Annotated in this window: 15 protein-coding genes; 2 read left to right on the top strand and 13 right to left on the bottom strand. The window is 64.6% G+C overall.

Annotated features, from left to right (window positions below; translation table 11 throughout):
• Nucleotides 1-256: 256 nt before the first annotated feature.
• From OK015_RS01885 to OK015_RS01870, 4 genes are all read right to left on the bottom strand, one after another.
• On the bottom strand, nucleotides 257-676 hold the full coding sequence (locus OK015_RS01885) for a peroxiredoxin family protein (RefSeq protein WP_268128826.1): 420 nt from the start codon (nucleotides 674-676) through the stop codon (nucleotides 257-259).
• A gap of 1,623 nt (nucleotides 677-2,299) precedes the next feature.
• Entirely contained in the window at nucleotides 2,300-2,722 is a 423-nt protein-coding gene (locus OK015_RS01880; RefSeq protein ID WP_268128824.1) for a PPOX class F420-dependent oxidoreductase, read from the bottom strand.
• Between the two features lies 1 nt (nucleotide 2,723).
• Nucleotides 2,724-3,749 (bottom strand): nuclear transport factor 2 family protein, encoded by a 1,026-nt coding sequence (locus tag OK015_RS01875; protein WP_268128822.1) that lies wholly within the window; start codon nucleotides 3,747-3,749, stop codon nucleotides 2,724-2,726.
• Nucleotides 3,746-4,909: an alpha/beta hydrolase family protein gene (locus tag OK015_RS01870; protein WP_268128821.1), complete on the bottom strand. Its 1,164-nt coding sequence runs from the start codon at nucleotides 4,907-4,909 to the stop codon at nucleotides 3,746-3,748. The genes OK015_RS01875 and OK015_RS01870 overlap by 4 nt, the downstream gene beginning before the upstream one ends.
• 77 nt (nucleotides 4,910-4,986) lie before the next feature.
• Here OK015_RS01870 and OK015_RS01865 point away from each other — a divergent pair, with 77 nt between their 5' ends.
• Both OK015_RS01865 and OK015_RS01860 read left to right on the top strand, forming a co-directional pair.
• Nucleotides 4,987-5,799, top strand: a complete 813-nt coding sequence (locus OK015_RS01865; protein WP_268128819.1) for an IclR family transcriptional regulator — start codon at nucleotides 4,987-4,989, stop codon at nucleotides 5,797-5,799.
• The gene (locus tag OK015_RS01860) at nucleotides 5,796-6,773 is read left to right on the top strand and encodes a cyclase family protein (RefSeq protein ID WP_268128817.1); all 978 of its coding nucleotides are present in this window, start codon (nucleotides 5,796-5,798) and stop codon (nucleotides 6,771-6,773) included. Before OK015_RS01865 ends, OK015_RS01860 begins: the two co-directional genes overlap by 4 nt.
• Before the next feature lie 474 nt (nucleotides 6,774-7,247).
• On the opposite strand, the gene OK015_RS01855 is transcribed toward OK015_RS01860, so the two are convergent.
• The 9 genes from OK015_RS01855 to OK015_RS01815 all read right to left on the bottom strand — a co-directional run bounded on the left by OK015_RS01855 (nucleotide 7,248) and on the right by OK015_RS01815 (nucleotide 14,487).
• Complete coding sequence (locus OK015_RS01855; protein WP_268128816.1) at nucleotides 7,248-7,844, bottom strand: SDR family NAD(P)-dependent oxidoreductase; 597 nt, start codon at nucleotides 7,842-7,844, stop codon at nucleotides 7,248-7,250.
• Between the two features lie 333 nt (nucleotides 7,845-8,177).
• Nucleotides 8,178-9,554, bottom strand: coding sequence for a replicative DNA helicase (gene dnaB / locus OK015_RS01850; RefSeq protein ID WP_268128814.1), 1,377 nt, complete (start codon nucleotides 9,552-9,554; stop codon nucleotides 8,178-8,180).
• 534 nt (nucleotides 9,555-10,088) lie between these two features.
• On the bottom strand, nucleotides 10,089-10,547 hold the full coding sequence (gene rplI / locus OK015_RS01845; RefSeq protein ID WP_268128813.1) for a 50S ribosomal protein L9: 459 nt from the start codon (nucleotides 10,545-10,547) through the stop codon (nucleotides 10,089-10,091).
• Nucleotides 10,548-10,579: 32 nt separating this feature from the next.
• On the bottom strand, nucleotides 10,580-10,834 hold the full coding sequence (rpsR, locus tag OK015_RS01840) for a 30S ribosomal protein S18 (RefSeq protein WP_066819628.1): 255 nt from the start codon (nucleotides 10,832-10,834) through the stop codon (nucleotides 10,580-10,582).
• A gap of 55 nt (nucleotides 10,835-10,889) precedes the next feature.
• A complete protein-coding gene (locus OK015_RS01835; RefSeq protein WP_268128804.1) occupies nucleotides 10,890-11,405 on the bottom strand; it encodes a single-stranded DNA-binding protein in 516 nt (171 codons plus the stop codon).
• A 115-nt stretch (nucleotides 11,406-11,520) separates the two neighbouring features.
• Nucleotides 11,521-11,811: a 30S ribosomal protein S6 gene (rpsF, locus tag OK015_RS01830; RefSeq protein WP_085222192.1), complete on the bottom strand. Its 291-nt coding sequence runs from the start codon at nucleotides 11,809-11,811 to the stop codon at nucleotides 11,521-11,523.
• Between the two features lie 161 nt (nucleotides 11,812-11,972).
• Nucleotides 11,973-12,503 carry an HD domain-containing protein gene (locus OK015_RS01825; protein WP_268128800.1) on the bottom strand — a complete coding sequence of 177 codons (531 nt, stop codon included), beginning with the start codon at nucleotides 12,501-12,503 and terminating at the stop codon, nucleotides 11,973-11,975.
• Entirely contained in the window at nucleotides 12,500-13,750 is a 1,251-nt protein-coding gene (locus OK015_RS01820) for an alpha-D-ribose 1-methylphosphonate 5-triphosphate diphosphatase (protein ID WP_268128799.1), read from the bottom strand. The genes OK015_RS01825 and OK015_RS01820 overlap by 4 nt, the downstream gene beginning before the upstream one ends.
• Nucleotides 13,747-14,487: an ATP-binding cassette domain-containing protein gene (locus tag OK015_RS01815; RefSeq protein ID WP_268128798.1), complete on the bottom strand. Its 741-nt coding sequence runs from the start codon at nucleotides 14,485-14,487 to the stop codon at nucleotides 13,747-13,749. The genes OK015_RS01820 and OK015_RS01815 overlap by 4 nt, the downstream gene beginning before the upstream one ends.

Here is a 14,487-nt window from a genome sequence, read left to right as displayed (position 1 = left end):
CACGGTCTGTCAGACATGGACCTTTTGCCTTCGTAGTCGAATTACGTTGGACCCGAATGGGTTACAGGGATCTTGTGTGGGTGTTCGGGAATACATCCAAGACCTGCCGCGCGCCCGGGAGTGGAATCGAGACCCCGACCACCCCCGTATCAGGATCGGGAAGCCTATGGCTGGGGCTGCTCTGCAACGTCCTTCCTGTTTGCTTTCGTTGTGCTGCAACGTTGACGGCGCGAACCGCGGCGCTGTTCGGCGCCACTCATCGCGTTTCCGAATGCTCGGTCAGATACCGGACGAAGCCGACGACGTCGTCGGCGACCAAGCGTCCAATGGCTCCGCTCGAGTACACGGCGAGGCGAACCTTTCCGTCAGGTGCCAGGATGAAGCCGGTCGATTGCAGATAGACCGGATCGTCGTTGACGTAAGCACCTGTCGCCGCGGCGACCTTTTCGGCGTCGACGCTATGGCCGATGGGAAAGCGCAACCTACGCTTGGCGACGAGCTCGGCAGACGTGTCCTCATCATCGACAGAAAACGCGACGACCTTGACGTTGAGTTCACTCAGTGCGTCAAGTGCACGCGAGAAGGCGGAGAGCTGGGCATTGCAGTATGGGCACCAGGACCCACGGTAGATCAAGATGACGCCGTACGAGCCGCCTAGGTCGCCGGGCAGAGACATCGTAGAGCCGCCGACGGCCTGAACGACGAGCGCGGGGAATGGCTGATCATAGTTGAGTCGCGACAACAGCGGCCTTCCAAAGAGTTTCGTTGACTATTGGGCATCATGCTGCGACAAAACTGGACTGACAATGCCAATTGGACTAGCGGCAGCCACGGCGTCAAGAGGACGTCGTCGTGTAAACGGCCACCCACCCGGGCGGTCCGCCACCAAACCCGCCGGCCGCCACGCCCCAGGTACCCCCAAGCCCCAGCCAGGTCGCCAGGGCGCGCCCACGTTAGGCACACCCGCAATCGCACGATCAGCGACCGCGGACGGGGCGCGGCGGCTCCATTTGCAATTCCGAATGCTCGGCCGCTGCCATCGTCGTTGAGGCGAAGCAGAAGAACCGACCCATTCGGGCGTCGTTGCGACACGATGAACGGGCTGTTTCATGGAGGACCTCCGCTATCCATGATTCGCCGTCTTGAGATGTGTGACTGCAGCCATCCCAGCTTGGGGATGGACCATCAATACCCCTAGCGCACAACATGTTCGCGAGTCCTGTACCTCGCAGCGCGGGGCGAGCCGTGTCAAACCAGCGCGTCGTTCAAGCTTAGTCCTGCTAACCGGATTCCGAACTTCATGGCGGATCCGCCACTTAGAACTGGAACCTGCCCAGCGCCGCCGCTGTAGGTTCTCAATGTGCGTGGCGGAAGACGGTCCGTCTACCTCATGCTTTGCAGAATTCTCATCAAAATGGCGGCCGCGTTTTTCTCATCTTCATGGCGGATCCTATAATGATGCGGTTGTGCATGTCTTTATCGGTCGTTCCGGCTCGCGCTCGCGCTCACGCCTCGCCGTATTTTTCTTACCCGACTCCGCGAGTACCTGTCGATGCCGTCAGACATGTTGCCCGGCAGTAGGTTTCATGCCAGGGTGATGCACTTCATTTTACCAGTGAAATGTCGACAACTGAACGACGCGTCGCCTCAACCAATCCTTGGTTTCATCAATGAACTTTCGGTTGCCTGTAGCCGTGCTGGGGATCCCGGTGGACCGAGGCTCGACAACGCCTTTGGCGACTTGGTTGTCTTCAGTCATCAGTGAGTCGATCGCGGTGCACAATGCGCGGTCGGCGGACGCAGTGTTCTTGCCAGAGGTCGGCGACTCCGATGGCGCAAGTGATCCTGCGCACGCGAACTCGCTGTCGTAGTACGCTATTGATGAAGCGCGATTGTCGCTACCACGAGAGCTGTCACTGCGAGGACCGTTGCCCCCAAGGCATATCCATGAAAACCTCAGCTGGCGGGGTATCGAATGCTGCGGCAGCATCCACGGCGGCGCAACACTTAAGTGTTCGCCCTGCTGCGGGTTCATCGTCCCGACTTAAATCCGTTCACAGGCATGCGCGTGCCGAGTTTGTGTAGCCGTGGTCGAAGATCCAGTTCATCGAGGTTGCCGAGTCACCCCGCTGTCGCAAAATTCGCACGCGCGCGGTCCATGGTTCGCTGACCCACATGCGGACCGGAGGCTGCTGGCGTATCGCGCAGGTGCAGAAGGCTTTTGGGACTCCCTCGCGGACTGAGACCGGTTCGATCGCCCAGACGGCCGCGACCAGTTACTGTTCATCAGGCGTGGCCGTTAGCCGTGTCCCCAAGGACCGACGCCGCCGGTCTTTTCGATGCGGATGTGGGTGACGAATCCGGGTGGGGCGCCCTCGGGGACGAAGTCCACATCGGGGCAGAGGGTATGGGCGAGTTCGTTGAGGAGCTCGGGCGCGCCGCCTTCGACGATCCGGGCGGTCCCGGTGATCGAGAGCCAGAGGGACGGCTGGCTGGAATTTCCGGGTGACACGATGGTTGCCGCGACGCGTGGATTGGTGCGGACGTTGCGAACCTTCTTGTTGTCCGAAAGGTGCGCAACGACGAGTTCGTCTCCGTCCGGCGTCGACTGCAGGGCGACCCAAACGAGGGTCGCATGGGGGCTGCCGTCGGGGTTCAAGGTGACGAGGGTGGCGTCGGCGCCCTTTCCGATGAGGTTCCGGGCGGACTCGTTAAGTTCCATGTCAGGACCCCCACGCATCGCGTGCGGGGTCGGGCGAGCCGAATCCGTTCGTCCAGGTTTCGAGATCGCCGACGGCGTCGATGGTGACCAGTGGATTCCAATACTCGCGATAGCGCCAGATCTTGCCCTTCTTGGTCTCAAAGAAGATCACGAAGCTCTGGTTGTAGGGTGCGCCGGTAGCCGGGGCGTGGCCCGTGACGGTAAATTCGACCACCGCGACGTTCGGCTCCTGCGCCGGGAACAGCCGGGCGGTATCGAGAGAGTCGACCACGACTCGCCCCACGGCGCTCATGTAGCCCAAGATCTCTGCCCTGCCCCGATAGACGGATTTGCGGCCCAGCGGAGCGAACGGAAAACTGAGTTCAGCGTCCTCGGCCCATAAATCGATCCACTCGTCCCAGCGTTTCTCGGCCAGCAGGGTCTGATAGGCGCCGACGAGCTTCAGGGTCGCGGCCCGTACGTCGTCGTCCGCCGACGGCCGGTCGAGTGCGTCCCAGTTCGCGGGCGCTTCGTCGAGGTCGATCTCGAGCGTCTCCACGAACCGCGCGGTCTGCATCTGGCTGCCGATGATGAGAATGATCACGACGAGGTCGCTGTCGCTGACTTGGCTGCGCGCCGCTGCCAGCACAGGCTCGGAAACCTTTGTGCGGTAATAGCAGTCGTCGACAAAGCGTAGGGTGGTCGCCTTGCGCGGGTCGAGCTGTGTCTGATCACCCGCCTCGATGGCGCTCAGTTCGGCGTCCGTCAGCCCCGTCGCGATGGCCTTGTGCCGGTGCTGCAGCCGTTCGTAGTCGCTGTCGCAGAGCGCGGCCACCCGCATCATGACCAGTTCTCGCAGTTGCGGATCCAGACCGGAGGCGGCGTAGGTACTGGCGAGCCGGAACTTCGCGGCGACGACCCGTGGGTCGGTGTTGACCAGTCCGCGCGCGAGGTTGGACGGCAGCAAGTCGAAGGCTGCCCGCTGGTCGCGTGTCATGGTGTTTTCGTCGATGAGGTTGATGCGCGCCATCTTTGCGTTCCTTGTCATGAAAGTAGTTTGTCGTCGAGCCAGTCACAGATGTCGCGCTGGGCGACTCCGAGCGAGTCCAGCTGGCAGTGGGCGCACCCGGGCGTTCCCGCGGGGTAGACCACGAGCGTCTTGTCGGGGTAGTCGATGTCGTCGTACACGGCCTGCGCGTGCGTCACCGGGGCGAGCACGTCACTGCCGCCGTGCAGGATGAGGACCGGCGCCGACACGTTTCCCATGACTGCCGGGCCGAGCCGGAACTTGCTGCCGTGCTCCAGGAGGGCGTCGAGTCCCCCGACGCCCAGGAACCTCTCGACCTGGCGGACCCTGCTGCCGGCGCGGCCGCTGTCGGTGTCGTCAATCAGGGAAGGGTCGAATCCGATTGCGGCGCCCCAGATCACGGTTGCCTTGAGGCGAGGTTCGAACGCGGCTGCCCGGGCGGCGTAATAACCGCCGAGGCTAGACCCGATCAAGGCGATGCGCTCCGGGTCCACGCCGGGCTGCGCTTGCAGGTAGTCCACGGCGGCGGCCGCGGCGGTCTCGAAGTCGTACCGGCCGAACACGCCCCGCTGCCGTGCGGCGCCCTGGCCGGGGCCGTTGAGCAACAGCACCCCGTAGTTGCGCTCAACGAGGGCGGAGCCGATCTTGAAATACTGCTCCTCTGCCCAGGCGTCGATGCCACCGAAATCGATCACGGTCGGGACCGGTTGAGCCGACACATTGTCCTTCAGGCACAGGTATCCCGGCAGTGTGGCGCCTTCGTAAGGCACCTCGACCGGCGCGAACGTCGGCTTCATACGGGCCGAGGCTTCGCGGAAACAGCGCACCGACTCGAGCAGCCCCGGCGGCACGTCCGTCTCACCGGCGATGTCGGCCATCTGCCCCGAGATCCGGTGATAGATGGTGGCTCTCAGGAAAAGGTCGCGGGCGGTGATGTCATGCCCTCCGGCCGCCGAGGCGTGCGCCGCCGCCTCGATGCGATCGGCCAGCTCCGAGAATCCCCGCTGCCATGCGGCGTCGTCGCCGACCGGCAGGCCGCGCGCCACCGCGTGCACTTCGCTGAAATCGGCGCCCCGGACGTAGCAGTACGAGAACAGCCGCAGCATCTGCGTCGACCATTCCAGATTGGTCGGGAAGTACTCGAAAGCTCCGAAGGGGGTCGTCTCCACGTGATCGTCCACCCCCCGAAGGCACAAATGAGACAGTGTCTTGTTGAGCTAGTATGGTGTCGACCATCCCAGCTGTCAAACGATCGGGAGTGACCGTGCGCGAAAAGATCCGCAGCGACCCGGAGCCGGCCGAGGGGCCGGCATCGTCGCCGACCGTTGCGCACCGTGTGGTCACGCTGCTGGGACTTGTCGGCCGTCACGAGGGCGGCATTGGCGTCCGCGACGCGGAGCGTGCCACCGGTATCGACCGCTCCGCGGTCAGCCGGATATTCCGTCAGCTCGAGAGCCTTGGGTGGGTAGAGCAGGTCGACGACCGCGGTACCTACGTAGTGGGGCGGGAAATGTTCTCGGTCGCAGCCGCAGTGCGACAACGTGATTCGCTCTGGCTCGCCGCCGAGCCCTTGCTGCGCGCACTCACCGATCGCTTCGACGAGACCACCTACTTGGCCGGTCGGCGCGACCACCGGGTGGTGTTCCAGGACAAGGTCGACTGCATCCAGCCGATCCGTTACGTGATCGAACTCAACAAGCCGTTTCCGTTGACGACCGGCGCCGCCGGCCGCGCGATCCTGTCCGCGCTGCCCCGCGAGGAGATCGACGAGGTGATCGCCGACGGCCTTTTCGCGTACACCCCGACGAGCATCACCGAACCGGACAAGTACCGGGTGCAGCTCGAACGAGACCGCCGCCTCGGGTACGCCTACTCTAAGAGCGGGTGGATCCAGCGCGGCGCTGGCGTCGCGTCGCCCTTCTTCGACGCATCCGGCGCCTGCACCGGAGCCATCACCTTGAGCGCCCCGATTGATCGGCTGACGCCAGCGGCGGTCCGGGACATCGGACCCGCCGTCTGCGACGCGGCCCAGCAGCTTTCACGCCGGCTCGGCTACAGCGGCGGCTCATGAGCACGCCACCCACGATCGCCACCGTCAGAGAGCTCGGCCGCAGGTACAGCAACTGGGGCCGGTGGGGCGAGAACGACGAGTTGGGCACCCTCAACTACGTCACGCCGCAACACGTCATCGCCGCCGCAAGATTGGTCCAGACCGGCAGGGTCGTGTCGATGACGCTGCCTATCGACGAGGCCGGACCACAGTCAGGCGGCGGCGCGCTCGGACGGTTCAACCCGATTCACTTAATGATTCGAGACGGGGCGGACGTGGCGGCGGGCACGATGACCCGCGATTTCTACGGCGGCCAAGACAGACACCTGCGCGGCACCGACGACGTCCTGATCATGCCGCTGCAGAGCGGAACACAGTGGGATGCCCTCGCGCACATCTTCTTCGAAGGCAAGATGTACAACGGCTACGACCCCGACCAGGTAAGCAGCAAGGGTGCGCTGAAGAACGACATCACCGGTGGGTGCGACCGGATGATCGGCCGCGGTGTGCTGCTCGACATCCCCGCCGCGCGCGGCGTGCCCTGGCTCGAGCCCGGTTACGCGATCACCTCTGCGGATCTAGAAGCCTGCGAACGCCGCCAAGGAGTGACCGTGCACCGCGGCGACTTCGTGCTGGTGCGCACCGGCCAGATGGCACAGGTGCGAAGCCGCGGTGCCTGGGCCGATTATGCGGGCGGCTCGGCGCCGGGGCTTGGCCTGGACGCGGTTCCGTGGGTGGGTGACCACGAAATCGCGGCCCTGGCCACCGACACGTGGGGAATGGAGGTGCGCCCGAACGAGACGCCCGACACCAACCAGCCGCTGCACATCATTTTCCTTGTCCACATGGGACTTTGGGTGGGGGAGATCTTCGATCTCGAATCCCTTGCGCTGGCCTGTGCCGAGGAGAGGCGCTGGGAGTTCCTGTTCTCGGGGCCGCCCCTGAGGATTACGCGCGCCGTAGGGTCCCCTCTGACTCCGGTGGCGGTGTTTTGAGCTCCCCGTCACCATAAGCCGACCCGGACAGCGATCGCCTGAGGTACGGCTCACGCTGGTCACGCCACCGTCGACCCCCACGCTACCGAATACGCCACCGCCTCATTGGAAATGCCAATACATCCAGATCAGAGGCCGATACAGGTCCCGGCCCTTGCCGGGTACCAACGGCCGACGGGTCACTGCCGACCTTCGCCAACCCGGACGCAGCGGCAATGCTCACCGCTGACTGGAAGCCAGCCAAGAACCGGTCCGCAAAACCGTGGGTAACTTGTAGGACCTCGAATTGAGCAAGCGAGTCGGCGCATGGCCCGCGTAGTGCGTATTGCGTCGAATAATTCCAACGCCGTCTCCTCGAGTATGTTTACCTGTCGTGAGATCTACGGAGTAGCCGGAGCCGCAAACCTCAGTTAATCGGCCCGAAATTCTTCGCGCAGAAGGATTGTCAACACTTCAGACCGCCGTGGGGAACACCTAACTTGCATTGCGCGCCACTGCATCAATCATGAGTCGGAGCTCCCCTTCGAGACTCTCCAGAGTGGAGCAGCCCGTCGTTCGCTCGATTTGCTCGATATTGTCCCTGATCGATTCCGGCGAGAGCTGCTTGTCGAAGTAGCCCTCGGTGACCTGGAGGAAGTATCGAGCCACCCGGCCTGCTCCGACGCTGTAGATGTGTCCGCTGACCTCTATGGAGTCATGGGCCAGATAGGCGACGAGCGGTGAGACCAGTGCGGGATCGAGGTTCAGTCGCGTCCCCAAGCTAGCGAACTCGTCGACCCCTTGCGCAGCGGAGCGACCAGCTTTGGCGCGCGCAGCATCCGCCTGGTGTGTCATGGGGGTTCTGGCCCATGGCGCAATCGCGTTCACTTTGATGTTGTGACGCGCACCCTCCAAAGCCAGCCCACGAGTGAATCCCCACAGTCCGGACTTCGCCACACCGTAATTGACATCGCCTGGACCGTCGACCATTCCAACCGTGGATATGGTGTTTATGATGCGCCCGAACTCGCTGTCCGTTTCGGCAAGACCTGGCCGACAGGTCAGATCGAGCCGGAATCTCGGCGCGGCCACACTTCGCGACCCGGCCCATTTGAGTTATTAATGGATGAGATTGATTATCGGCCAGCCATCGGCTGAATACACGCTGCTATCCATGTACTTCGCTGTCTCGAGAGGTGTCGCTGCAGCCGTACCAGCTTGGGGATAGACCACCACCATCCCTGGCGCACAACATATCTCGCGAATGCCGTAACTCGTATGCTCGGGCGAGTAGGGACGCACCAACGTGGCGTCCAAGCTTAGCTCTACTAACCGGTTTCCGAACTTCGTGGCGGATCCGCCACTTTCACGCCATGAAATTTGGAATTCCGCCACTTAAAACTGGAACCTACACCAGCCCTCTATCTATCGCGCCATGTTGGCGAAGCGCGACAGGTGCAGCTGGTGTGCGACGGTGACCGTCTTGGTCGGGCCGTTACGGTGCTTGGCCAGAATGAAATCGGCCTCTCCCCCACGGGGGTCGTCGCGCTCGAAGGCATCCGGCCGGTTCAGCAGGATCACCATGTCGGCGTCCTGCTCCAGCGATCCCGACTCACGAAGGTCCGACAGCATCGGCTTCTTGTCGGTGCGCTGCTCGGGACCACGGTTGAGCTGGCTGATCGCCACCACCGGAACCTCGATCTCCTTGGCCAACAACTTGAGTTGACGCGAGAATTCGGAAACCTCCAGCTGCCGCGACTCGACCTTTTTGCCCGACGACATCAGCTGCAGATAATCGACCACGACCAGACGCAGGTCGGCCTTCTGCTTGAGCCGGCGCGCCTTGGCCCGGATCTCCATCATGGTCAGGTTCGGTGAGTCGTCGATATACAGTGGCGCCTCGCTGATTTCGCTCATCCGCCGCGCCAGCCGGGTCCAGTCGTCGTCGTTCATCCGGCCCGAACGCATGTCGGCGAGCTTGATCTTCGCCTCGGCCGACAGCAACCGCATCACGATCTCGGACTTGCTCATTTCCAGCGAGAAGATGACGCTCGCCATGCGGTGCTTGATCGAGCACGACCGCATGAAATCCAGTCCCAGAGTCGATTTGCCCACTCCAGGTCGGGCCGCGACGATGATCATCTGTCCCGGGTGCAGCCCGTTGGTCACCTCGTCGAGTTCGGTGAAGCCGGTTGGCACACCGCGGGACATGCCGCCACTGGAGGCGATGGCGTCGATCTCGTCCATCGTCGGCTGCAGCAGATCCTCGAGCGGAACGAAGTCCTCCGACAACCGCCGGTCGGCGACGTCGTAGATCTCGGCCTGCGCGCGGTCGACGATCTCGGCAACGTCAGCACCCTCGGCGCCGGCGTAGCCGTACTGCACGACCCGCGTTCCCGCCTCCACAAGCCGGCGCAGCAGCGCCTTCTCGGCCACGATGCCCGCGTAGTAGCCCGCGTTGGCGGCGGTCGGGACCGTCGAGATCAGCGTGTGCAAATACGGCGCTCCGCCGATCCTGCGCAGCATCCCACGGCGGTCCAGCTCGGCGGCCACCGTCACGGCGTCGGCAGGCTCCCCCCGGCCGTACAGATCCAGGATCGCGTCGTAGACGTTCTGGTGCGCCGGGCGATAGAAGTCCCCGGGCCGCACGCGCTCCAGCACATCGGCGATGGCGTCCTTGCTCAGCAGCATCCCGCCCAGCACCGACTGCTCCGCGGCCAGATCCTGCGGTGGCTGACGGCTGAACTCCTCGCTGGGCGGCGAAGCGTCCATGCCGGCCGCTAGATCGTCAACGACCGCCACGGGCTCTCGCCTCCCTCTGCAACATGATGCGAACATACATTCGATAGCCGACACTTAACAACGTCGGTCGGGGCAGCGCCGCTCCAGACCCAAGCGCCGGCAAAGCCTCGCGCCTGGAAGACCGTAAGCGTTGCTGGCCAGCACGTGAAAGGGCCGCTGTTCATAAGGCTGTGCATCGTGTGTGCATATCCATCGACACCTGTGTTGAGTGGGGTGTGGAGAACCTGTGGATTAAAACGCGGCGCTGCGGCATCCCTGCTGATAAGGGTCGTACAAGACCGGTGCATCGGTGTGGAGAAGAATCTCTTCGGCGTGTCGTCGCAGGTTACTGCCCCGGGCGTGTTGGCTTTCAGCCATATTTTCGCTGAGTTACGAGGGGGTTAAGGGGCCCAGTCGGCGGCCTCACGCAAATAGTTCGCCAGCCCGATCCACGGCGTCCATCCACAGCGGAACCTCTCGGCACGCTGATGGCACGACAAAATCCGGCGGCCGCCGATTTACGGCAGCCGCCGGACGAGAACAAGCGGTGCTGAGTTAGCTGTCCGCGACGACGTTGAGCGCAACGTCGACATTGATCTCCGGGTGCAGATGCACCGAGACCGAATGGGTGCCGACCGCCTTGATATGCGTCTTGGGCAACCGGATAATGCGCTTGTCGAGATTCGGGCCGCCGGCCTTCTTGATTGCCGCGGCCACATCACCGGCGGTCACCGAGCCGAACAGCTTCCCGGAATCGGCCGCCGTCTTCACCGGCAGCGCCACCGGGCCGAGCGCCTCAATGGCCGTCTTGATCTCGTTGGCGTGCCCGAGATCGCGGACGGCCTTGGTGTCGCGGGCCCGTCGAATCTCGTCGGCCTGCTTCTGGGCGCCGCGTGAGGCGACGATCGCCAGGCCGCGCGGAAGGAGGAAGTTCCGGCCGTACCCGTCCTTGACCTCGACAGTCTCGCCGACGGCGCCGAGATGGTCGACGTCGGCCGTCAGAATCAGCTTCATCGTTTTCGTACTTTCGGTTGGGCGTCCGGCGACTATCGCGCCGACGAAGTGAAGGGCAGCAGGGCCACCTCGCGGGCGTTCTTCACCGCGATCGCAATGTCGCGCTGGTGCTGCACGCAGTTTCCGGTGACGCGCCGCGCCCGGATCTTGCCGCGCTCACTGATGTAGGTGCGCAGCAACGTGGTGTCCTTGTAGTCGATCGATTGGCCCTTCTTCGAGCAAAAGACGCATTTGCGTGTCTTGATCGGCTTTTCCGGAGCCGGGCGCCGTTTCGTGGACTTGGGCATGTGTTTCTTTCTTTCCGTTTGCTACTGGTCTTGTGTGGTGTGACGGCGTTTCACGTCAGAAGGGCGGTTCTTCGTCGCCGCCGGCGAAGGAGCCCGATGCCGGAGCACTCCCCCACGGATCGTCCGCCGGTGCGCTGCTCGCCTGCGCCGCGGGCGCCTGGCGAGATCCGCCGCCGCTGCCGAAGCCGCCGCCCCCGCCGCCACTGCGGCTTGCCTTGTTCACCTTGGCGGTGGCGTACCGCAGCGAGGGCCCGATCTCATCGACCTCGACCTCGAAAACGGTGCGCTTCTCACCTTCGCGGGTCTCGAACGAGCGCTGCTTGAGCCGTCCGGTGACGATCACCCGCGACCCGCGGGTCAGGCTTTCCGCGACGTTCTCGGCGGCTTCCCGCCAGATGTTGCACCGCAGGAACAGCGCCTCACCGTCTTTCCATTCCGAACTCTGGCGGTCAAAGATCCGGGGGGTCGACGCCACGGTGAAATTCGCGACGGCGGCACCCGACGGCGTGAACCGCAGTTCAGGGTCGGCAGTCAGGTTTCCGACAACGGTGATAGTGGTGTCACCAGCCACTGTTTCCTCCTGGGTCCATCCCGGCTCTCGCCTGGGGACGGTTAACGGTCATGAGCGTGTTTTCGCTGAGCCTACGCACACCCGCTGACGCCGGGGAGCGCGTGCGCTACCCGACTCAGTGCTTGTCGGTGCGCATCACCTTGGTGCGCAAGACCGACTCGTTGAGGCTCAGCTGACGGTCGAGCTCGGACACCGTGGCCGGTGCCGCCTTGAGGTCGACAACTACGTAGATGCCTTCGGCGTGCTTGGCGATCTCGTAGGCCAGCCGGCGCTTACCCCAGATGTCCACCTTGTCGACGGACCCGCCGTCTTTGCGGACAACGTTGAGGAACGTCTCCAAGGATGGAGCAACGGTGCGCTCGTCAAGTGTGGGGTCAAGAATGACCATGATTTCGTATGGACGCATGGAAACCTCACCACCTCCTCTGGTCTGTACGGCCACGGGCGTTCCGTGACAGGAGAGTCGCCTGCGTCGGCAACCGCCCCAGGGTACCGGACGAGCGGCTGACCAGAGAAATTCACGCAGACCGGGACGCGCTCAGTGCCGGACGATCCGTCCGGTCACGCTCAGGCGGTCAGCCGATCGTAGGCGTCCAGCACCTCGGCGATGGCGATCATCGGGCCGTACGGATCCTTCGCGTCGTCGTCCCATCGCCGCACCATGACCGCCTCTTCGGCGACGGGACTCGCACGGAAGTCGGCCACCTCTTCGTCGCTCATCCCGCCGCCCTGCACTTTGAGCGATGCGACCGACGCGAGGCTGAGATGAGCGTGGTACCCGGGGTCGGTGGCGACCAGGTAGCGCTTGGCCGGCACGTGGGCACCGATGATCCGGGCAGCACGCTCACCGAGGTACGCGTGCGCGAACTCGGCGCCGCACAGCTCGTGCGGAAGATCCGGCCATTGGGCAGCCACCTCGCTGGCCCGCCCGATGTCGTGCAATGTCGCTGCGACCAACAACTCGTCATCGGCGCCGGCCTGCTTGGCGTACCACCCGGTCTGTAGTGCATGCGCCCGCTGGTCCACCACCTCCCGGCCGTAGGGCAGGCCGGCCAGCCCAGCGATGAGCATGCCCAGCGATTCACGGGAGAGGGTCATGGCACCTCCTCTAGGTCCTGGCCGTCGTGCGAAGTGGCGAGATGATCTTCGGCGCGTGTCCCGCTCACCAGCACCGCATGCACGACCGGCCAGTGCCCGGGTGCGACGAGCGCCAGATCCGCCCGCAGGCCCGACAGTAGCCGGCCGCGGTCGGCCAGCCCTGCGGCATCCGCCGGACCCGACGTCACCAACGCGACGGCGGCGGCCAGACCGATCCGGGCATCGTCGGCAACGGCGAACGCCGCGGCCAGCAGGCTCGACGGCAGGTAATCCGAGGCGATTGAGGTCACCAGACCGCGCTCGATGAGCTCGCGGCCCGACGCGTTGCCGTTATGTGAGCTACCGCGCAGCACGTTCGGCGCGCCCATCACCACCGGCAGTCCATGGTCACGCGCCGCTTGCGCGGCGGCCAGCGTGGTCGGGAATTCGGCGACCGCACCGCCTCGGGCCACCAATTCGTCAACCTCGGCCCGCGACGTGGGGTCATGGCCGAGCAGCCGGATGCGCCCGGCCCGCGCCTGCTCGCCGAGCCAACCCATCGCCTCTTCGCGGATGCCGAGGCGCCCGCTGCGCTCGGCAATGAGGTGATCGACGTGGCGGATCGCTTCTTCGGGGGTCATCCCACGCGCGCCAATCATGTAGCGCTCGTAATAGGTACGTTCGGCGTACTGGCCCTGCCCGGGAGTGTGGTCCTCGTGCGAGACGAGCGGCATCCCTGCCCTCTTGGCGAGCCGTTCCTTAAGCGCCACAAGGCCTTCCGCGCAACGGACATCGAGCCGATACAGGATCCGGTGATCCACCAGGCCCTCGGTCCGCGCCTCGATGGCGTCACAGCACAGCTCGGCGCCTTCGACGGTACGCGGCGCGCGACGGCCCATGCTGTGTTCGAACCCGGCGCCGTGGAACACGGTTGTCACCCCAGCGGCCCGTAGCCTGCCCTCGAATGACAGCAGCGCGAACTCCATCGGTAGCTCCGCACCCGGCCGCGGCAACCGCTCGCTCTCCAGCCCGTCACTGTGCGTGTCCACCAAACCGGGAATGCACAGCAGGCCTTGACCGTCGACATCGGCCGACAGCCCGGGCGGGTGCGGTTCGACCGCCGCGATGACACCGTGGCGTACGGCCACCAACGCGTCGTTGATCACGCGGTCGGGCAGCACCGCGCAGACGTGGCCGAGCACGTAGTCCGCCGGCGGCGTCGCCAACGGCCAGTGCCGCACTGTCCGCTCGAACACCTCGATCGTCATGCCACTCCTTCGAAGATCTCGGTCGGCGCACCGTCTTTCACGATGCGGCCGTCGCGCATCAGCACAACCCGAGATGCCAACCGCCGCATGGCATCCAGATCGTGATAGACCCCGAGCACCGCGACGTTCCGTGTCGTCAGCGTCGCGATCAGTTCGAGCGACGCTTCCCGGTTGGCGGGGTCGAGCGCCGACACCGGCTCGTCGAGCAGGAGCAGCCGCGGCGGCCGGACCGTGCCGGCGGCCAGGTTCACCCGCTGACGCTCGCCGCCTGACAGCACCGAGCAGTCCACCTGCCACAGCACTTCGTCGAGGTTGAGCCGGCGCAGTGCGTCCGCGGCCGCCTCGCGCGCCTCGGCGCGGTCAACACCGCGGCGCCGGGCTCCGGCCGCCACGAACTCCAGCGGGCTGGTGCGCGGCGGAGCATTCAAAAACTGTGACACATAACCGAATTCGCGGCTCCTCACGCGTGCCATCGCCCGGTCCGACAGGTTGGTCAGCTCGATCTCTTCGTTCGCCGCGGTGCGCAGCAGCACCGAGCCTGAGTCCGGCAAATAGGTGCGATGGACACAACGAAGGAGCGAGGATTTACCCGCCCCGCTCGGTCCGGCCAGCGCGACATGCTCGCCGGCGTACACATCGAGGTCGACGCCACGCAGTGAGTGCACGACGCGCCCGTCGATCGTGTGCAGTGTGAAAGATTTGTGCAACGCCCGCACAGTGAGCACCGCCGGCACCAC

The organism is Mycobacterium sp. Aquia_216 (genome assembly GCF_026723865.1).
Taxonomy (GTDB): domain Bacteria; phylum Actinomycetota; class Actinomycetes; order Mycobacteriales; family Mycobacteriaceae; genus Mycobacterium.
This window is presented reverse-complemented; position numbering and strand designations above follow the sequence as displayed.